This is a genomic window from Flavobacterium sp. GQ95, from assembly GCF_059758655.1.
In genome coordinates this window covers 631,692-650,516 of the sequence record NZ_JCAXEB010000001.1, presented here as the reverse complement: position 1 = coordinate 650,516, position 18,825 = coordinate 631,692, and the positions used below count along the sequence as shown (strand labels likewise).

16 protein-coding genes are annotated in these 18,825 nt (G+C 33.5%); 8 read left to right on the top strand and 8 right to left on the bottom strand.

Annotation, left to right across the window (positions count from 1 at the left end):
- Positions 1-271: 271 nt before the first annotated feature.
- Both AC6CH4_RS02780 and AC6CH4_RS02775 read right to left on the bottom strand, forming a co-directional pair.
- Positions 272-754 carry a dihydrofolate reductase gene (locus tag AC6CH4_RS02780; protein WP_056190185.1) on the bottom strand — a complete coding sequence of 161 codons (483 nt, stop codon included), beginning with the start codon at positions 752-754 and terminating at the stop codon, positions 272-274.
- Positions 755-764: 10 nt separating this feature from the next.
- Positions 765-1,109, bottom strand: coding sequence for a 2TM domain-containing protein (locus tag AC6CH4_RS02775; protein ID WP_056190186.1), 345 nt, complete (start codon positions 1,107-1,109; stop codon positions 765-767).
- Between the two features lie 248 nt (positions 1,110-1,357).
- Between AC6CH4_RS02775 and AC6CH4_RS02770 the strand changes: the two genes are divergently transcribed.
- Positions 1,358-1,654 (top strand): isoamylase early set domain-containing protein, encoded by a 297-nt coding sequence (locus tag AC6CH4_RS02770; protein WP_056190188.1) that lies wholly within the window; start codon positions 1,358-1,360, stop codon positions 1,652-1,654.
- Between the two features lie 33 nt (positions 1,655-1,687).
- On the opposite strand, the gene AC6CH4_RS02765 is transcribed toward AC6CH4_RS02770, so the two are convergent.
- From AC6CH4_RS02765 to AC6CH4_RS02750, 4 genes are all read right to left on the bottom strand, one after another.
- On the bottom strand, positions 1,688-2,539 hold the full coding sequence (locus tag AC6CH4_RS02765) for a thymidylate synthase (RefSeq protein ID WP_498099950.1): 852 nt from the start codon (positions 2,537-2,539) through the stop codon (positions 1,688-1,690).
- 115 nt (positions 2,540-2,654) lie between these two features.
- Positions 2,655-3,278: a bifunctional nuclease family protein gene (locus AC6CH4_RS02760; RefSeq protein ID WP_056190192.1), complete on the bottom strand. Its 624-nt coding sequence runs from the start codon at positions 3,276-3,278 to the stop codon at positions 2,655-2,657.
- 164 nt (positions 3,279-3,442) lie between these two features.
- Entirely contained in the window at positions 3,443-4,411 is a 969-nt protein-coding gene (locus AC6CH4_RS02755; protein ID WP_056190195.1) for an electron transfer flavoprotein subunit alpha/FixB family protein, read from the bottom strand.
- Positions 4,412-4,484: 73 nt separating this feature from the next.
- Positions 4,485-5,231 (bottom strand): electron transfer flavoprotein subunit beta/FixA family protein, encoded by a 747-nt coding sequence (locus AC6CH4_RS02750; RefSeq protein ID WP_498099948.1) that lies wholly within the window; start codon positions 5,229-5,231, stop codon positions 4,485-4,487.
- A gap of 493 nt (positions 5,232-5,724) precedes the next feature.
- On the opposite strand from AC6CH4_RS02750, the gene AC6CH4_RS02745 reads away from it, so the two are divergent.
- The 5 genes from AC6CH4_RS02745 to AC6CH4_RS02725 all read left to right on the top strand — a co-directional run bounded on the left by AC6CH4_RS02745 (position 5,725) and on the right by AC6CH4_RS02725 (position 13,326).
- Complete coding sequence (locus tag AC6CH4_RS02745) at positions 5,725-6,702, top strand: pyruvate dehydrogenase complex E1 component subunit beta (RefSeq protein ID WP_007804867.1); 978 nt, start codon at positions 5,725-5,727, stop codon at positions 6,700-6,702.
- A gap of 67 nt (positions 6,703-6,769) precedes the next feature.
- Positions 6,770-9,271, top strand: coding sequence for a DUF5686 family protein (locus AC6CH4_RS02740; RefSeq protein ID WP_498100605.1), 2,502 nt, complete (start codon positions 6,770-6,772; stop codon positions 9,269-9,271).
- A 132-nt stretch (positions 9,272-9,403) separates the two neighbouring features.
- Positions 9,404-10,003 (top strand): DNA-3-methyladenine glycosylase family protein, encoded by a 600-nt coding sequence (locus AC6CH4_RS02735; protein ID WP_498099946.1) that lies wholly within the window; start codon positions 9,404-9,406, stop codon positions 10,001-10,003.
- A 133-nt stretch (positions 10,004-10,136) separates the two neighbouring features.
- Entirely contained in the window at positions 10,137-10,667 is a 531-nt protein-coding gene (locus AC6CH4_RS02730) for an inorganic diphosphatase (RefSeq protein ID WP_056190205.1), read from the top strand.
- 112 nt (positions 10,668-10,779) lie between these two features.
- Complete coding sequence (locus AC6CH4_RS02725; RefSeq protein WP_498099944.1) at positions 10,780-13,326, top strand: sodium-translocating pyrophosphatase; 2,547 nt, start codon at positions 10,780-10,782, stop codon at positions 13,324-13,326.
- A gap of 119 nt (positions 13,327-13,445) precedes the next feature.
- Here AC6CH4_RS02725 and AC6CH4_RS02720 read toward each other — a convergent pair whose 3' ends face one another.
- Positions 13,446-14,060 carry a deoxynucleoside kinase gene (locus AC6CH4_RS02720; RefSeq protein ID WP_026983862.1) on the bottom strand — a complete coding sequence of 205 codons (615 nt, stop codon included), beginning with the start codon at positions 14,058-14,060 and terminating at the stop codon, positions 13,446-13,448.
- Positions 14,060-14,875, bottom strand: coding sequence for a hypothetical protein (locus AC6CH4_RS02715; RefSeq protein WP_498099942.1), 816 nt, complete (start codon positions 14,873-14,875; stop codon positions 14,060-14,062). The genes AC6CH4_RS02720 and AC6CH4_RS02715 overlap by 1 nt, the downstream gene beginning before the upstream one ends.
- A 233-nt stretch (positions 14,876-15,108) precedes the next feature.
- On the opposite strand from AC6CH4_RS02715, the gene AC6CH4_RS02710 reads away from it, so the two are divergent.
- Together AC6CH4_RS02710 and AC6CH4_RS02705 are read left to right on the top strand one after the other, a co-directional pair.
- A complete protein-coding gene (locus AC6CH4_RS02710) occupies positions 15,109-16,023 on the top strand; it encodes a GLPGLI family protein (RefSeq protein ID WP_498099940.1) in 915 nt (304 codons plus the stop codon).
- Positions 16,024-16,053: 30 nt separating this feature from the next.
- On the top strand, positions 16,054-18,747 hold the full coding sequence (locus tag AC6CH4_RS02705) for a carboxypeptidase-like regulatory domain-containing protein (protein ID WP_498099938.1): 2,694 nt from the start codon (positions 16,054-16,056) through the stop codon (positions 18,745-18,747).
- The last annotated feature ends 78 nt before the right edge of the window (positions 18,748-18,825 follow it).

Here is an 18,825-nt window from a genome sequence, read left to right as displayed (position 1 = left end):
AGACCGCAATACTATTTTTTATAAGTGCAAAATACGTTCTTAGGATTAAATTTGTTTTTGGAAATTTTAATTTTCTTGCCTTTAATATCTTAGTGGTATTTGTTATTAAAGGCTCTTTTTGAGATTTATTCTCAAATAACTTTAAATGTTATTCAGTTAATTCAAATGTTTTAGACATTTGTGATTTTTACAAAAACTATTCCTGAAAGAGTCAGATCTAAAAAAATCAATCGTTTTAAAAAACATCCTTCAAAAGAGGATGTTTTTTTATTTATCGTCGAATGTAAGTTTCGTAAGTGTAATCATAAAGATGTTTTTCATCTTTGAAATTTTCTTCAGATTCAACTAATTGCCAGTCGGTTTTGTCAATTTCAGGAAAATAAGCATCAGCATCAAAGCTATGATGGACTTTAGTTATTTCTAATATATCTGCATGCTCCATTCCTAAATTGTAAATTTCGCCTCCGCCAATGATGTATGAATCTTCATTTTCAGGACAAACAGCAATCGCTTTTTCTATACTGTCAACAACAATACAACCTTCCGGATTGTAATCTTTTTGTCGTGTTATTACAACATGAACTCTGTTTGGTAATGGTTTTGGGAAGCTTTCAAAAGTTTTTCTTCCCATAATAATATGATGATTTGTTGTAAGCGATTTGAATCTTTTGAAATCATTTGGCAAATGCCACACTAACTCATTATTTTTTCCAAGAGCATTATTTTCTGCAACAGCCGCTATCATTATAATCATGGTATTCTAACTAAATTTTATTATCGGTATCCTCATTAACTCTGGACTCTAATTGACTGATTCTTTTTTGTTGCAAAGCAACAAGCCTGTCAATTTGTTCTCTTTCCCATTTTTTGTTCATGAAACGATCTGTGATGTAGACTTTTATAAAATGTAAAATGAAGATAAAAAACCAAATTGTAATGCCCCAAATACACCAATTTTGATCCGTGTTAGCTCCAAAACCAAAAAATCTGTTCGCAATAAATAAAAATAAACTGCCTAAAAGAAAAAGCACAAAATGAAAATATAGGATTTTCTTCTGTCTAAGTCTTCTACGGGCATATTCATATTGTTCGTGCACTTCCTTTTCCATAAGACAATTAATGAATTAATGAGGTTATAAAGTTAAAATTTATTTTGAAATCATGGTATTTTTGATCGTAGAATATTTGTATTCAACAGAATGGTAAATGAGAAACACGAAATTATAGGTGCTTTAAATTATTGATAAGGTTAAAAAAACAAGCTGTTTTTGCTATAATCATAAATCGGTAAGGGGGCTATTGAATGTTAGGTTGAATTTCTGTAATTTAGATGTATAAATCTAAAAACTAAATAGTTATGTCTTTAAAGAAACAATTTATCAAAACAAAACCAGTGTGTAAAGTTACATTTTCTGTGGAGGCTAAAGATGCAAATTCAGCTGCTGTAGTTGGAGATTTTAACAATTGGAATCCGGAAGAAGGAACTTTGAGCAAGTTAAAGAACGGAACTTTTAAAGCAACTTATGACCTAGTAAAAGATGCAATTTATGAGTTTAAATATGTAATTGACGGATTGTATGTAAATGATCCTGAAGCTGATTCTTATAAATGGAATGACTTTGCCGGAAGTGAAAATAGTGTTTTAGTTGTATAAAAAATCCGCTTAGTATGAGCGGATTTTTTTTATTTATACAGCAACACTTCCTTTTATACCAGCATGTGGTTCATAATCTAAAAGTGTAAAATCGTTATAATCAAAATCAAAAATATTCTTGATCTCTGGATTTAAAATCATTTTTGGTAATGGTTTTGGGTCACGGCTTAATTGCAGCTCTAATTGCTCAATATGATTGTTGTAAATATGTGCATCTCCAAAAGTGTGAATGAATTCGCCTGCATCTAAATCACAAACTTGGGCGATCATCATGGTTAACAGTGCATAAGAAGCAATATTAAAAGGAACACCTAAAAAGATGTCAGCACTCCGTTGATACAATTGACAAGAAAGTTTGCCCTTTGTCTCGCCTTTTTCAACATCGGGACTTGAAACATAAAACTGAAAAAAGGCATGACAAGGAGGTAAAGCTGCCTTATTATTGGCTACGTTTTCTTCAAATGATTTTTTTGTATCCGGTAAAACAGACGGGTTCCAGGCTGAAACCAACATTCTTCGGCTATTTGGATTTGTTTTTAGTTCTGTAATCAACTCAGAGATCTGATCAATTTCTTCGCTATTCCAATTGCGCCATTGATGCCCATAAACGGGACCTAAATCTCCATTTGAATCTGCCCAGGCATCCCATATTTTTACTCCGTTTTCCTGAAGATATTTGATATTGGTATCGCCTTTTAAAAACCAAAGTAATTCGTAAATGATAGATTTTAAATGTAGTTTTTTGGTCGTAACCATTGGGAAACCTTCACTTAAATCAAAACGCATTTGGTAGCCAAAAACACTTTTCGTTCCTGTTCCTGTTCGGTCTCCTTTTTGGCAACCGGTTTCTAAAACATGTTTTACTAAATCTAAGTATTGCTTCATGATTGCTTTAAGCTTTAGGCTTTAAGCTTTAGGCTTTTTCCTAATGCTTATAGCTTGTTTTTTATATTTTGTGCTTTAGCTTATAGCCTAAAGCTTATGGCTTACAGCCTTAAAATTATCTTTTCGAAATTTCGTCTCTAATTTTTGCTGCTTTTTCATAATCTTCCTGAGAAACGGCCTGATCTAAAAGCTCATTTAGTTCCTGTAAAGTATGTTTTGCATAAACATCACCAGATTGATTGCTTTCTTCTTCATGGCCAAAAGTCTCCGGGTTAGAAAGGACATCGTCAATTTCCTGAGCGCCAGAATCGGTGTCAGCAGTATTAGATTTTAAATAAATTCCCGCTTTATCAAGAATGTTTTTGTAAGTGAAAATCGGAGCATTAAATCGAAGTGCTAAAGCAATCGCGTCAGAAGTTCTGGCGTCAATAATTTCTTCTATTTTATCTCTTTCGCAGATCAAACTTGAATAAAAAACACCATCAACCAATTTGTGAATGATTACTTGTTTTACAACAATATCAAATCTTTCAGCAAAGTTTTTGAATAAATCGTGTGTTAATGGGCGAGGAGGTTTAATTTCTTTTTCTAAGGCAATAGCAATCGATTGGGCTTCAAAAGCACCAATGACAATTGGTAATTTTCTTTCACCATCAACTTCATTCAAAATTAGGGCATAAGCGCCATTTTGAGTTTGACTGTATGAAATTCCTTTTATGGACAATTTTACTAGACTCATATATATGGGTAAAAAAGGGCAATTAATGCCGCATTTTAATACTTTTTTTGATTGAAAAATAAAGGTGCAATTTTAATCAAAAAATATGGAACAAAAAAGCTACCTAAAACAAAGATACGATTATCTTGTTTTTAGGCAGCTATATTTTTATAGAGAATTTTAAATTAAGAATGTTGTGCTTTAAAAGCTTTTAATTTCTCAATTAATTTTGGTACAATTTCAAATGCATCTCCAACAACTCCATAATCAGCAACTTTAAAGAAAGGCGCTTCGGGATCACTGTTGATTACTACTTTTACTTTCGACGAGTTGATACCGGCAATGTGCTGAATCGCTCCTGAAATTCCAACTGCAATATATAAGTTTGTTGCAACTGGTTTTCCTGTTTGTCCAACGTGCTCGCTGTGAGGTCTCCATCCTAAATCAGAAACTGGTTTAGAACATGCTGTTGCAGCACCTAATACAGCTGCCAAATCTTCGATTAACCCCCAGTTTTCCGGACCTTTTAATCCACGTCCTCCGGAGACGACTACATCTGCATCAGCAATAGAAACTTTTCCGCTTACTTTTTCTACAGATTCTACTTTTACTCCAAAATCATTGTCTCCAATAGATGGGTTGAAATCTTCTTCAGTTGCAGATCCTGCACTTTCAAAAATTCCGTAAGAATTTTTAGCTAAACCAAGAACTTTTACATCTGTACTGATTTCCGTAATGTTGAAAGCTTTGTTTGAGAAAGCATTTCTTTTTACCTGAAATGGAGAAGTGCTAACTGGTAATCCAACGACATTTGAAGCAAAACCTGCATTTAACGCCACTGCAACTAATGATGAAAGATAGATACTATCTGTTGTAGAAGAAAGTAATACTAATTTTGTTCCTTCTTTTTCAGCAGCCTGTTTGATCACATCGGCGTAAGCCTTAGCTGTAAAACCTGCTAATTTATCGTTGTTTACTTTTAGAACTTTATCAACTCCGTATTTTGACAGCTCACTTACATCGCTTGTGTTAACTGTCAAAGCCGTTACGGTTGTTCCTAACGATTCTGCTACTTTTTTAGCGTAAGAAGCTAATTCAAAAGCAACTTTTTTAAATTTTCCTTCTGCAGATTCTGCATATATTAATATTGACATAATTTTTTGTTTTGAAGTTTAAAGTTTCAGGTTTCATGTTTTGCAACTGAAAACTGGGACTGAAAACTGATTACTAGATTACTTTCGCTTCGTTGTGTAATAAATTAACTAACTCATCTAAATTATCAGGAGAAACTAATTTCACTGCTGATTTAGGAGCTGGTTTTTCAAATTTCACTGCTTTTGTATTTACAGGAGCATCAACTGGCTCAAGAATAGTCAAGGCCTTTGTTCTTGCTGTCATAATTCCTCTCATGTTTGGAATACGTAAATCTTTTTCTTCAACAAGACCTTTTTGTCCACCAATAATTAAAGGCAGAGTAGTGCTTACAGTTTCTTTTCCACCGTCAATTTCACGAACTGCTTTTACATTGCTTCCATCAACAGTTACGCTTGTACAGGAGTTCAAGAAGTTAGAACCTAAAATTCCTGCAATCATTCCGGGAACCATTCCACCATTATAATCTAAAGATTCTTTTCCTGCAATTACAAGATCGTAACCTCCGTTTTTAATTACTTCTGCTAATTGTTTTGCAACAAAAAAACCATCCGTTGGATTAGCATTTACACGAATAGCTTCGTTTGCACCAATTGCTAATGCTTTACGCAAAGTTGGCTCTGTATCTGGACCTCCAACATTCACAACAGTTACAGTTGCTCCTTGTTGTTCCTGAAACCAAATTGCACGTGTTAAACCAAACTCGTCATTAGGATTAATTACATATTGTACACCGTTGGTATCGAATTCTGAATCACCATTGGAGAAGTTAATTTTTGAAGTAGTATCAGGCACATGGCTGATGCAAACTAATATTTTCATAAGTATATATTTTGATATTTATAATATGGTTTGACAAATTTAGAAATTAAAATCGGAATAATATACTATGCATGCATAATATTTTTTAAAAACTATTACGTTTTCGAAGATTATGGAATTTGAAAGTGCTTTTGTTGGAATACGAAATTGAAAATTCAGTTATTTAGCCTGATTCTTAGGAATTTTGCAATAGCGTTTCATTGAACAACTGTTAAACTTACAGGCAATTTATACTACTTTTTGATTTGTTTCGTTAATACGATGGAATTTGCTGAAATCAGAATTAAACAAATAAGCCAGAGTTTGTCTGAAAAATGTTTTTATGTGCGGAATAATCATAATTATATCGATTTCGTAAATATCACAATAAAATTTTAAAAGTTAAAAGCAGTGAAGAGGCGGAAGTTCGTGTGATTTTAAATTCAATTTATGCTTTTAAGTTATTTAAAATATTTATTTTTGCTCTTCAGAAAATTCAACATACAATATAAATATGAGAACAATACAATTTAGAGAGGCCATTTGCGAAGCGATGAGCGAAGAAATGCGTCACGATGAATCCATATATTTAATGGGCGAAGAAGTTGCAGAATATAACGGAGCATACAAAGCTTCAAAAGGAATGCTTGCTGAGTTTGGCGAAAAAAGAGTAATTGATACTCCAATTGCTGAGCTTGGTTTTACAGGAATTGCAGTAGGATCAGCTATGAACGGCTGTCGTCCTATTGTTGAGTACATGACTTTCAACTTCTGTTTAGTAGGTATTGATCAAATTATAAATAACGCTGCTAAAATGCGTCAAATGACAGGAGGACAATTTAATGTGCCTATCGTTTTTCGTGGACCAACTGCTTCGGCAGGTCAATTAGGAGCTACTCACTCTCAGGCTTTAGAAAACTGGTTTGCAAACACTCCAGGACTTAAAGTAATTGTGCCTTCAACTCCTTATGATGCAAAAGGACTTTTAAAATCTGCTATTCGCGACAATGATCCTGTAATTTTTATGGAATCTGAGCAAATGTATGGCGACAAGGGAGAAGTGCCAGACGGGGAATATACAATTCCATTAGGAGTTGCTGATATCAAACGTGAAGGAACAGATGTTACTATCGTTTCTTTTGGAAAAATCATCAAAGAAGCTTTTATTGCTGCTGATGAATTAGCTAAAGAAGGAATTTCATGTGAGATTATCGATTTAAGAACAGTTCGTCCAATGGATAACGAAGCGATCTTAAAATCAGTTAAAAAAACAAATCGTTTAGTAATTTTAGAAGAAGCGTGGCCATTTGCAAGTATTTCTTCTGAAATCACTTATATTGTTCAGGAACAAGCTTTTGATTTTCTTGATGCGCCAATTCAACGTATTACAACTGCAGATACTCCTGCGCCTTACTCTCCTGTTTTACTAAAAGACTGGTTGCCAAATGCAGCTGATGTAGTAAAAGCAGTAAAGAAAGTAATGTACAAATAATCAAATAAACAATACTTATAAAACTTCATCAGTCATATTAATTGATGAAGTTTTTTTTTGCCAGATGATAAAGAAAATAATTTTACTCAGCCTGTTTTTTGTATTTGCATTTGCGAATATAGCTACTGCACAAACTAAAGTGAGCGGAATTGTTTTGGATAAACTGAATCAGCCTATTCCGTTTGCAAATATTGTTTTTAAAGGTTCAAACACCGGAATAGTTTCCAATGAAGATGGTCGTTTTTATTTGGAATCACCAAAAACGTATACCGCTTTATTAGTTACATCTGCAGGATTTTCAGATAAGGAAATTCCGTTGGAAAAAGCTGTTAATTATAATTTTAAAATAGTTTTAGGCGAAGCCGAAGCCTTAAACGAAGTTGTAATTTTTACTGGAAAAACATCTAAAAAAAATAATCCGGCATTAGATATTTTGAGGAAAATTTGGGAAAGAAAGCGTAAAAACGGTTTGTACCAATTCAATCAGTATGAAATGCAGAAGTACGAAAAAGTCGAGTTTGATATGAACACGATCGATAGTGCTTTTATGAAGAATAAACTCTTCAAAGGGATGGAGTTTGTGTTTGATCATGTGGATACTTCTGATGTTACCGGAAAAACCTATCTGCCAATCTTTATCAATGAATCAGTTTATGACGTTTACGGCGACAATAAATTAAAGAAAGTAAAAGAGAATATTAAAGGAAGTAAAACTTCTGGTTTCAATGGAAATCAACAGATTTTATCTTTTGTAAAAGATCTTTATTCTGAATATAATATTTACGATAATCACCTTACCTTTTTTGATAAGAGTTTTACAAGTCCGCTTTCAAAAACGGGTATTGACGTTTATAACTATGTCTTAAAAGACAGTGCTTATATCGATAAAAAATGGTGTTATAATATTGTTTTTTATCCAAGACGTAAAAATGAGTTGACTTTTAAAGGAGATTTTTGGGTAAACGATACCACTTTTGCAATCAAGAAAATTAATATGGGTGTTACTAAAAGCGCCAATATTAACTGGGTTAAAGATATTTATATCGAACAGGAATTTGATGTAGAAAATGATTCTGTTTTCCTTTTGACCCGTGATTATATGATGTCTGATTTTGCCTTGAATAAAAAGGAAAAATCAAAAGGAGTCTACGGAAAACGAACGACTTTATATCGAAATCATAAATTCAATATTCAGAAGCCTGAGAAGTTTTACAAAGAAGAAGTTAATTATATAGACAACGCGGTTTATGACCGGCCTGATGAATTTTGGGACGAGAATCGTTTTGAGAAATTAAATAAAGATGAGTTGGGTATTTATAAAATGCTCGATACTTTGCAGACCGTCAAGCGATTCAAGCAAATATATAACTTAGTATCCATTTTAGGAAGTGGGTATATAGAGTTCAAAAACTTTGATTACGGTCCTATTTTCTCCACATTTGGCTACAACGAAGTCGAAGGTTTAAGAGTTCGCGTAGGAGGAAGAACGTATTTTGGACCAAATGATTCGTGGCGTGTACAAGCTTATACGGCCTATGGTTTTGATGATAGTAAATTTAAATATGGTGTTTCCGGAAAATGGATGCTTGATAAGAAAAAACGATTCATTATTTCTGGAGGAAACAGGCGCGACATCGAGCAAATTGGAGCAAGTTTAACGACAACTAATGATATTCTCGGACGAAGTTTTGCTTCTTCTGCGTTGTTTACAACAGGAAGTAATGGAAAATTAACGAACATTAATTTGAGTAACATTTCATTTGAAATGGAACCCATGAAGAATTTTGTTGTTCAGGCGGGTCTTTCCTATAGAACTTTAGAATCGGCGTCGCCTACTTTTAGTCTGGATTATTATACTACTTTACCAAGCGCTTCTAATCCTGCGGGAGTTGTTGCAAGTGCAGTAACACAATCGGAAGCTAATATTCAGTTTGAGTTTATGCCAAATCGAAAAACTATTGGTTTTGGAGTAGAACGTGATCTTGTTGATAGTCCGTTTAGTCATTTCTTTGTGAATTTTAGTTATGGTTTAAAAGGAGTTTTCAATAGTGACTTTGCTTATGAAAAAATACAGATTTATTACAAACAACCTATCATTATTGGTGCTCTGGGAAGATCAAATATTATTTTGGAAACCGGAAAAACTTTTGGTACAATTCCGTTAGGATTAATGAGTGTAATTCCGGGTAACCAGACTTATTTCACAATTGAAAATACGTTTAGTAACCTGAATTTCTACGAATTCATAACAGATCAATATACAACTTTGCAATGGAATCATGATTTTGGAGGAAGGCTGTTTGCCAGAATTCCATTTATGAGAAAACTGAATTGGAGAGAATTTGTAGGTGTAAAAGGAGTTTACGGAACTATATCAGATGCAAATAGAGCCATTAATGCTTCAGATCAGCCTTATAATGCGCCAGAAAATGTATACTGGGAATATAATGCCGGAATCGGAAATATCTTCAAAGTTTTCAGAATCGATTTCTCCTGGAGAGGCAGTTATTTAAATGCTCCGGATGCTAATAAATTTGCAGTAAAAGGATCTTTCGGATTTTATTTCTAGATATAAAGCGAAAGCTTACAATTTAATAATCTCGCAAAGACGCCAAGTCGCTAAGTTTTAAATTCTTTGCGTCTCTGCGTCTTTGCGAGATTCTTTTTTATTTAATTTTGAATTAGACTTAAGAGTAAAGAAATGCAAGAAGCAATAGATTTTCTATCAACTAAAAATCCAATATTTCAGGAAATTATTGAGAAATATGGTTTGCCGCCAATTCCGAAACGTCCTCAGGGTTTTGAAACTTTGGTATTGCTGATACTTGAACAACAAGTTTCTATAGATTCGGCGAAAGCCACATTTTTAAAAATCAAAGCGTACACAACTTGCAATCCTGAAAACATGTTTGCTTTATCTGATGAAGAATTTCGTGCATTAGGTGTAAGTCGACAAAAAACAAAATATATCAAAATACTTTCGGAAGCCGTTTTGAATAAAGAGATAGATATAGAAAGTTTAGCTGTAAAATCTGCAAAACAAGTTCGGGAAGAACTCATAAAATTAAAAGGAATTGGAAATTGGACTATTGATATTTATTTAATGTTTTGTCTTCAGGAGCCGGATTTGATTCCGCTTGGTGATATTGCAGTGGTCAATACAATCAAAGAATTATTAGATATTCACGACAAAAACGAAATGGAAATTCATGCTGAACAATGGAGTCCTTATCGCTCTTACGCAACCTATTTGTTGTGGCATTATTACTTAAATAAACGAAATCGAAAAATTACCTATTAACTATCTGTTATATAAAAGGAAAGTATATTAATTTATCGATAAAATCCATAGATTAATGTACTTTTTTCATTGTAAAAAAGGATTCTTTAGGTTACTTTTGCAATCGAATTTATAGAAATAATAAAAAACGAAAATGACCGCAGACAAACTAACGACTTTCGATGTATTAATCGAAATACCAAGAGGAAGCAGAAATAAATACGAATACGATTTTGAAATCAAAAGAATGCGTTTCGACAGAATGTTATTCTCTTCAATGATGTACCCGGCTGATTATGGATTTATTCCGGAAACTTTAGCTCTTGATGGTGATCCTCTTGATGTATTGGTTTTGATAAATGAACCAACTTTCCCTGGATGTGTTATAGAAGTAAAGCCAATTGGTGTTTTCCACATGGCAGACGATAAAGGACCAGACGAAAAAATCATTTGTGTACCAGTTTCAGATCCAATCTGGAATTCATTAAATGACCTTTCAGATATTAATGGACACTTATTGAAAGAAATCGAGCATTTCTTCCAGGTTTACAAAGACCTTGAAAACAAAAAAGTTGATGTTGAAGGTTGGGGAGATGTAAACGAAGCATTTGCAATTATTGCTGAGTGTACGAAGCGTTTTGATGATATCGAAAATAAACCAGAGGGATTATTTAGTATTAAATAATTTTTACCCTATTCTATTATAAAAAAAGCAATACTCCGTTAGGAGTATTGCTTTTTTGTTTAAATTCGTTTTAGTTAGTTTATTGACTATTAACCAAAACCATTACTATATTATGAATGCATTTATGATTTACTTGCCAATTGTCATGGCAATTTTAGGATTACTTTTCATGGGAATAAAAAGGACTTGGGTTTTAAAACAAGACGCCGGAGATGGTAAAATGAAAGAAATTTCAGATCACATTTATGAAGGCGCCCTCGCATTTTTAAAAGCTGAATATCGATTGTTGACTTTCTTCGTAATTGGTGCCAGTTTAGTATTAGCAGGAGTTTCTTTTATCGTTCCTACCACACATATATTAATAGTAGTTGCTTTTATTTTTGGCGCCTTTTTCTCAGCCTTAGCTGGAAATATGGGAATGAAAATAGCAACTAAAACGAATGTAAGAACAACGCAGGCCGCACGTACAAGTTTGCCTCAGGCTTTGAAAGTTTCTTTTGGAGGCGGAACCGTAATGGGATTAGGCGTTGCAGGTCTTGCCGTATTAGGATTAACGGGTTTCTTTATCGTTTTCTTTCAAATATTCATGAACGGTACCTGGACATCATCTGAAGATATGACTAAGGTTTTAGAGACTTTAGCCGGGTTTTCGCTTGGTGCAGAATCAATAGCATTATTCGCCAGAGTAGGTGGTGGAATTTACACGAAAGCAGCCGACGTTGGTGCCGATTTAGTTGGTAAAGTAGAAGCAGGAATTCCCGAAGATGATCCTCGTAATCCAGCTACTATTGCCGATAACGTGGGTGATAATGTGGGAGATGTTGCCGGAATGGGAGCTGATTTATTTGGTTCATACGTAGCGACAGTTTTAGCAGCTATGGTTTTAGGTAATTATGTGATCAAAGATATGGGCGGTTCTATTCAGGACGCTTTCGGAGGAATTGGTCCAATTTTACTACCAATGGCAATTGCCGGTTTCGGAATTTTATTTTCGATTATCGGAACTATGTTAGTAAAAATCTCTGATGATAATGCTAAAGAAGCACAAGTACAAAAAGCATTAAATATAGGAAACTGGGTTTCAATTGCATTAACGGCAATTGCATGTTTTTTCTTAGTTCAATATATGTTACCAGAGACGATGCAGATGAGTTTCTTTGGAGAAGGCTCTAAAGATATTTCATCAATGCGTGTTTTTTATGCCACTTTGGTTGGGTTAGTAGTTGGTGGAGCAATTTCATCAGTAACAGAATACTATACAGGATTGGGTACAAAGCCCGTTATGGCGATTGTACAAAAATCATCTACAGGAGCAGGAACAAACGTAATTGCCGGTTTAGCAACCGGAATGATTTCGACTTTCCCGACCGTTTTATTATTCGCCGCAGCAATCTGGATTTCTTATGCTTTGGCTGGTTTTTACGGAGTTGCTTTGGCTGCTTCAGCAATGATGGCAACAACAGCAATGCAATTAGCAATTGATGCTTTCGGACCTATCTCTGACAATGCCGGAGGAATTGCCGAAATGAGCGAATTGCCGAAAGAAGTGCGTACAAGAACAGATATTCTAGATTCGGTAGGAAATACAACTGCTGCAACCGGAAAAGGTTTTGCAATTGCATCAGCAGCTTTAACTTCGTTGGCTTTGTTTGCTGCTTATGTAACTTTTACTGGAATTGACGGAATTAATATTTTTAAAGCGCCAGTTCTGGCAATGTTATTTGTCGGTGGAATGATTCCGGTAGTTTTTTCAGCATTAGCAATGAATTCTGTGGGGAAAGCCGCAATGGATATGGTTTACGAAGTACGTCGTCAGTTTAAGGAAATTCCGGGAATTATGGAAGGAACCGGAAAACCAGAATATGGTAAATGCGTAGAGATTTCTACAAAAGCGGCTTTACGTGAAATGATGTTACCTGGAATTTTGACAATTGGTTTCCCGATTGCAATTGTATTATTGGGTAAATTAGTTTACGGAGATAACAATCAGTTAATTGCTGAAATGTTAGGTGGATATATGGCAGGAGTTACTGTTTCTGGAGTGCTTTGGGCAGTTTTTCAAAACAACGCCGGAGGTGCTTGGGATAATGCTAAAAAATCTTTTGAAGCCGGAGTTATGATTAACGGTGAAATGACATACAAAGGTTCTGATGCACATAAAGCTGCGGTGACTGGAGATACTGTTGGAGATCCGTTTAAAGATACTTCCGGACCATCAATGAACATCTTAATTAAATTGACTTGTTTAATTGGATTGGTTATTGCTCCAATTTTAGGAGAAGGTCATTCGTCTTCAGCTATGGCTGAAAAGGGTTCTTGTTGTAAAATGGAAATGAATGCAGCTGGTGCTTCTAAATGTGGAGATCTGTCAGGAATGACAAAAGAAGAATGTATTAAAATGTGCAAAGAAAAAGGATGTACCGCTGAAGAAACAGCAAAATGTCTGGCTCATTATGATGCAAACGGAAAATACACTCATCAAAAAACAGATTGTTTCGATACAACCAAATACAGTAAAAATAGAGTTGAGGTTAATTTGTCAACTACGAATGGTGTCACAGTTGGAACCGTAACCAAAACTGAAAACGGAAAAACGACAACTGAAGTTTACGAAGGAACTGAAGAAGAAGTGAAAGCAAAAATTGAAGCTGCGAAATAAAAAATGATTGATACCTTTGTCAAAGTTTAAAACTTCGACAAAGGTTTTAAATAAAAAAATGCCTCTAAATTTTTTTTAGAGGCATTTTTTATTCGTGCATATCCGTGGAATTTGTGTTTCTAAAACAATCCGTTCAATTCAGCATCAATTCTATTAATGATGTTTCCTAAATCTTCTGGATTATCTACGAAGTTGATATTGTCAACATCTATAATCAAAAGTTTTCCTTTAGTATAAGTCTGAACCCAGGCTTCATATCTCTCGTTCAATCGACTTAAATAATCAATTGAAATTGAATTCTCGTATTCTCGTCCGCGTTTGTGAATTTGACCCACTAAATTCGGTATAGAACTTCTTAAGTAAATCAATAAATCAGGAGCTTTTACTAACGATTCCATTAATTCAAAAAGAGAAGTATAATTTTCGAAATCACGGCTTGTCATTAATCCCATTGAATATAAGTTGGGAGCAAAAATATAAGCATCTTCATAAATCGTTCTGTCCTGAATGATTTTTTTTCCGCTTTCACGAATTTGTTGCACCTGACGAAATCTACTGTTTAAGAAGTAAATCTGCAAATTAAATGACCAACGCTCCATCTGGTGGTAAAAATCATCTAAGTACGGATTGTCAACAACATCTTCATAATGGGGTTCCCATTTAAAGTGTTTGGCTAATAATTTAGTTAAAGTTGTCTTTCCTGCGCCTATATTTCCTGCTATTGCTATGTGCATTACGGTGTTACGATTTTATAATTGGTGATTTCTTTAGCTGTAAAAATAGATAAAATTTGGTCTTTGTAGCAGAATTTATCAAAGCTTTTTTGCAAAATTTCAATTTCAGAAAAGGTATCCAAGTCAGCACTTGTTTTGTCTTTAAAATACAGCAGATTAGCTTTTCTAAAAATGTAAGAATTTGGATTTATAATTTCGATTTGGTCAAAGGCAGGTATTTTTCCTAAAGCAGTTATTTTTCCAAAAATATCACAAGAAAAGAAATTGTTTTTTTTATCAATCCAATAAAAAGTATTAAAGTCAGTCTGATAATATTTTATCCCTTCTGTTAAAGGTGTAGAAACCGTTTTGTATTCATTTTTTAAATAATCAAAAAGACCAATTTGTTGATTTAAGGTGTTGAAAATCCACAACTGATTTTGGGTTGACATGCCAATAGCTGGTACAACAATAGGAATACTGTTTTGGGAAAAATTAATTTCTGTCATTTTATTTAATTGATTATCTAATAAAACAACGGTATTAAAATCTTCATAAAACAAAACTATTTTAAGAGGATTTAGAATGTCAACTTTGGTAATATTTCCCAATGAAACATTTTTGTACTCAAAAATCTCATTTCCTTTAGTTTTTCTAAAAACATTATTTTTAATATGATAAGAAAATCCAAAAGAATCATATCCTAAGAAATCATCAATATCAGTATTAAATTGAGAGATTAAGGTTGCGTTTGTTTTTTGATTTTGTGCAGAAACAGCTGAGAATGAACAGGCAATAAAAAGTAGAATTAAAATTTTTTGCACTGTTTTGCTCATAAGAAGTAGGTTTCAAAAGAGCCAAATTACAAAAAACTATAGTACGAAATGGCTTAAATTGTATATTAAGTTTGATTTTGTCTTTAAAACTTTTCAAAATTGCAACAATCTAATTAACAACTGATTTCGTCGATAGGTTATTGGTATTGATATATTTAATTTTCAGTATTTTAAAATTAATAATACATTTGAGAGTAAGTTTTATTGATTTACTCAATTTAAAAGAAGATGCAATGAGAAAAATATTTATATATATGTCTTTGATACTCGTATTTACTCAAATGCGTGCACAAAAAGATTTTCAGGGAATGGCTGTTTATGAGTCAAAAACGCAGGCACCTAAAATGGATGGAATGCGTGCGAACAGAGATATTACACCTGAAATGCAGAAAAACATGGAAGAGCGCATGAAAAAAATGCTGGAGAAAACCTTTATTTTAAATTTTGATAAATCGGCTTCTATTTATAAAGAAGAAGAAAAATTAGAAACTCCGGGGCAACAAGGCGGGGGAATGCGAATCATGATGAACTCTTTTATGGGAGGTGGTGGCACTTTTTATAAAGATGTAAAAAGTAAATCGTATACCGTAGATAAAGAATTTATGGGAAAAGAGTTTCTGGTGATAGATTCTCTGCCAAAATTAAACTGGAAAATGGAATCTGAAACCAAACAAATTGGTGGCTATACTTGTTATAAAGCAACAGCGGTAAAAGAAGCCAGCAAAACTGATTTTAGAAATTTCAGACCTAAAAATGGCGACGACAAAAAGCCTGAAGACAAAAAAGAAGATACCAAAAAAACTTCAGGAGAAACAAAAACCAATTTTGCAGACAATTTTGAAATTCCAAAAGAGATTATCATAACTGCATGGTATTCTCCGGAAATTCCCGTAAACCAAGGGCCAGAGAATTATTGGGGTTTGCCTGGTTTGATTTTAGAAGTAAATGATGGAAGAACCACTATTTTATGTTCAAAAATTGTTTTGAATGCAAAAGATAAAGTTGAGATAAAAGCGCCTACAAAAGGTAAAGTGATCTCTCAGAAAGATTACGACGAAACCGTAATTAAAAAAATGGAAGAATTTAGAGAAATGAACCGTGGCCGCGAAGGTGGTCCGGATGGTGGACCAGTACTGATCAGACGTTAATTTAACTACATCATCCTTTAGATTTTTCCCATGAAAAATATACTTCTCTTCGTTATTTTATTAATGACGTCTATAACCTTTGCCCAAACTGTACGTTTTGATGGTGTTATTCAGGACGAGCAAAAGAATCCGTTGGAGATGGCCAATATTATGGCCGTAAACAATGGGACAAAGGCAATGGATTCATACGGAATTACAAACGATAAAGGAAAGTTTCAGCTTACTTTAAAGCCTAATACTTCGTATACGGTTAAGGTAAGTTATCTCGGAATGAAATCGAAAGAAATGGCTATCTCAACTAACACTGAAAATATAGTTCAGAATATTGTGATGGATGGCGCAGGAATTGAACTTGAAGACGTTGAAATTGTACGTGAAATGCCAGTTTCCATAAAAGGTGATACCATTGTTTATAATGCCGATTCTTTTAAATCGGGAACAGAAAAAAAGCTGGAAGATGTCTTAAAAAAATTACCGGGAGTTGAGGTAAATGCTGACGGTGAAATTGAAGTTGAGGGAAAAAAAGTAAGTAAATTAATGGTGGAAGGAAAAGATTTCTTTGATGGAGATACCAAATTGGGTGTGAAAAATATCCCTGCCGATGCGATTGATAAAATTCAGGTTTTGCGAAATTATAATGAAGTTGGCGCCTTAAAGGGTTTAGAAAACGATCAGGATAATGTCGCTATGAATATCAAACTGAAAGAAGGCAAAAAGAACTTTTGGTTTGGTGATGCAACTGCCGGAATTGGAGTTGCAGAACGCGACAGTCGTTATATTATTAATCCGAAATTGTTTTATTACAGTCCGAAATACTCCATTAATTTAATTACCAATTTTAATAATATTGGAGAGCTCCCCCTCACAGCTCAGGATTATTTTAAATTCACGGGCGGATTTAAAAATATGATGAAAAAGGGCGGAAGCAATTTTAATGTTTCATCAAATGATTTGGGAATTTCAATTTTGAGAAATAATCGTGCCAAGGAAATCGAAACGAAATTTGGTGCAACCAATTTTGCTTATTCTGTTACAAAAGCATGGAATATTAGCGGCTTCGGAATACTTTCTGCATCAAAAACAGATTTAGAAACGAAATCCCAAACAACTATTTTAGATTCTGGTGATCAACAAAAGCGAGATGAATTAACACATCAGAAAAACAATTTGGGTCTTTTTAAATTGAGTTCAACTTATAAGCCCAATGATAAATTTCAGTTTGATTATGATATCTTAACCAAATTATCCAAACAAGATGAGGATACAGAATTATTACGTGAAGCTGTAGAAAGTAATGTAACTTCAATTGAAACAATCTTCACAAATAAAAAGCAAGATCCCACATCAATAAATCAAAATTTAAGTTTGTATTATACTCAAAGTGATAAAAATATTTTTGCTTTTGAAATGCAGCACTTATATCAGGATGAAAATCCTTTTTACAATGCCAATTTACGAACACAACCCTTCGATTTGTCAGGTTATATTCCAGTTCCGGAGAATGAGAGAAATGATTTAAATCAGAACCGTTTTGTGAAAACAAATAAACTAGATGCAAAACTGGATTACTATTATATGGTAACGCCAAAAAGTAATATTAATATCACTTTAGGAAATACCTATTCATATCAGGATTTTAATTCTCATATCTTTCAGATGTTGGATAACGGTGATCGAAATGATTTGAATGATCCTCAAAATAATAATCAGGTAAATTATAATTTTAATGATACTTTTTTAGGTTTTCATTATAAGATTTTATCTGGTAAATTTACATTGACACCAGGAGTAAGTTTGCATTCTTATTCAATGACAAACACACAGTTGGGAACAGATTATTCTCAGAACTTCACCAAAGTATTACCTGATTTTTTTGCCCTATATCAAATCAAGAAATCAGAGACATTGACTTATAATTTCTCTTTATCGAACGATTTTACAGATATAAACCAATTGGCGGCGGGTTATGTTTTATCAGATTACAGCAGTTTGTTTAGAGGAAATCGATTTTTAGAAAATGCCACTTCGCAAGTTCATTCGCTACGCTATTTCAAATACAATATGTTTAATTTCGAGAACATTTTTGCCAATGCAACATACACTAAAAAAGTAGATGCCATTAAAACCAAAGCTGATTTTGATGGGATCAATCAATCTTCAGTACCCTATAATTCTAACTTGGCAGATGAAACTTTTTCAGGAATGGGAAGTTACGGACGCTCTTTTTTAAAGAATTATAAAGCATCAGCAGTTGCAAGTTTTAACTGGTCAAAATTCAATAATATTCAGAATGAAAAATTAACAACAACGGAGAGTTTTACTCAGAGTTATACCGTTAGAGCTTCAACAAATTATAAAAACTTTCCGAATTTAGAAGTAGGATATAACGCCTTAATCAATCAATACAGTGGTTCAACCTATTATACAGACAAACCTTTTGCACGATTGGATTATTACTTTTGGAATAGTTTTTCGTTTGTTTCAGAGTATGAATTTTATCATTATTATAATACTGATAAAACGGTCGACAACGAATACGATTTTTTAAGTGCCAGTTTGATTTATCAAAAAAAGGACAGCAAATGGGAATATAAAATTGCTGCAACCAATCTATTAAATACAAGATATCTTAATGATGACAGTTTCTCACAGTTCTCTACAAGAGTTTCTCAATACACTGTTCAGCCACGATATATTATCTTTTCGATGAAATATAATTTATAGTATTTTAATTACAAAGCTTCTTTTTTGTGATTTGTTTAATCAGGAATACAATATCTTTACGCATGATATTAACAGCCA

Excerpts from the sequence above, each read along its gene's own strand:
- AC6CH4_RS02780 (WP_056190185.1), bottom strand. The coding sequence starts at position 754 with ATGATTATAATGATAGCGGCTGTTGCAGAAAATAATGCTCTTGGAAAA.
- AC6CH4_RS02775 (WP_056190186.1), bottom strand. The coding sequence starts at position 1,109 with ATGGAAAAGGAAGTGCACGAACAATATGAATATGCCCGTAGAAGACTT.
- AC6CH4_RS02770 (WP_056190188.1), top strand. The coding sequence starts at position 1,358 with ATGTCTTTAAAGAAACAATTTATCAAAACAAAACCAGTGTGTAAAGTT.
- AC6CH4_RS02765 (WP_498099950.1), bottom strand. The coding sequence starts at position 2,539 with ATGAAGCAATACTTAGATTTAGTAAAACATGTTTTAGAAACCGGTTGC.
- AC6CH4_RS02760 (WP_056190192.1), bottom strand. The coding sequence starts at position 3,278 with ATGAGTCTAGTAAAATTGTCCATAAAAGGAATTTCATACAGTCAAACT.
- AC6CH4_RS02755 (WP_056190195.1), bottom strand. The coding sequence starts at position 4,411 with ATGTCAATATTAATATATGCAGAATCTGCAGAAGGAAAATTTAAAAAA.
- AC6CH4_RS02750 (WP_498099948.1), bottom strand. The coding sequence starts at position 5,231 with ATGAAAATATTAGTTTGCATCAGCCATGTGCCTGATACTACTTCAAAA.
- AC6CH4_RS02745 (WP_007804867.1), top strand. The coding sequence starts at position 5,725 with ATGAGAACAATACAATTTAGAGAGGCCATTTGCGAAGCGATGAGCGAA.
- AC6CH4_RS02735 (WP_498099946.1), top strand. The coding sequence starts at position 9,404 with ATGCAAGAAGCAATAGATTTTCTATCAACTAAAAATCCAATATTTCAG.
- AC6CH4_RS02730 (WP_056190205.1), top strand. The coding sequence starts at position 10,137 with ATGACCGCAGACAAACTAACGACTTTCGATGTATTAATCGAAATACCA.
- AC6CH4_RS02725 (WP_498099944.1), top strand. The coding sequence starts at position 10,780 with ATGAATGCATTTATGATTTACTTGCCAATTGTCATGGCAATTTTAGGA.
- AC6CH4_RS02720 (WP_026983862.1), bottom strand. The coding sequence starts at position 14,060 with ATGCACATAGCAATAGCAGGAAATATAGGCGCAGGAAAGACAACTTTA.
- AC6CH4_RS02715 (WP_498099942.1), bottom strand. The coding sequence starts at position 14,875 with ATGAGCAAAACAGTGCAAAAAATTTTAATTCTACTTTTTATTGCCTGT.
- AC6CH4_RS02710 (WP_498099940.1), top strand. The coding sequence starts at position 15,109 with ATGAGAAAAATATTTATATATATGTCTTTGATACTCGTATTTACTCAA.
- AC6CH4_RS02705 (WP_498099938.1), top strand. The coding sequence starts at position 16,054 with ATGAAAAATATACTTCTCTTCGTTATTTTATTAATGACGTCTATAACC.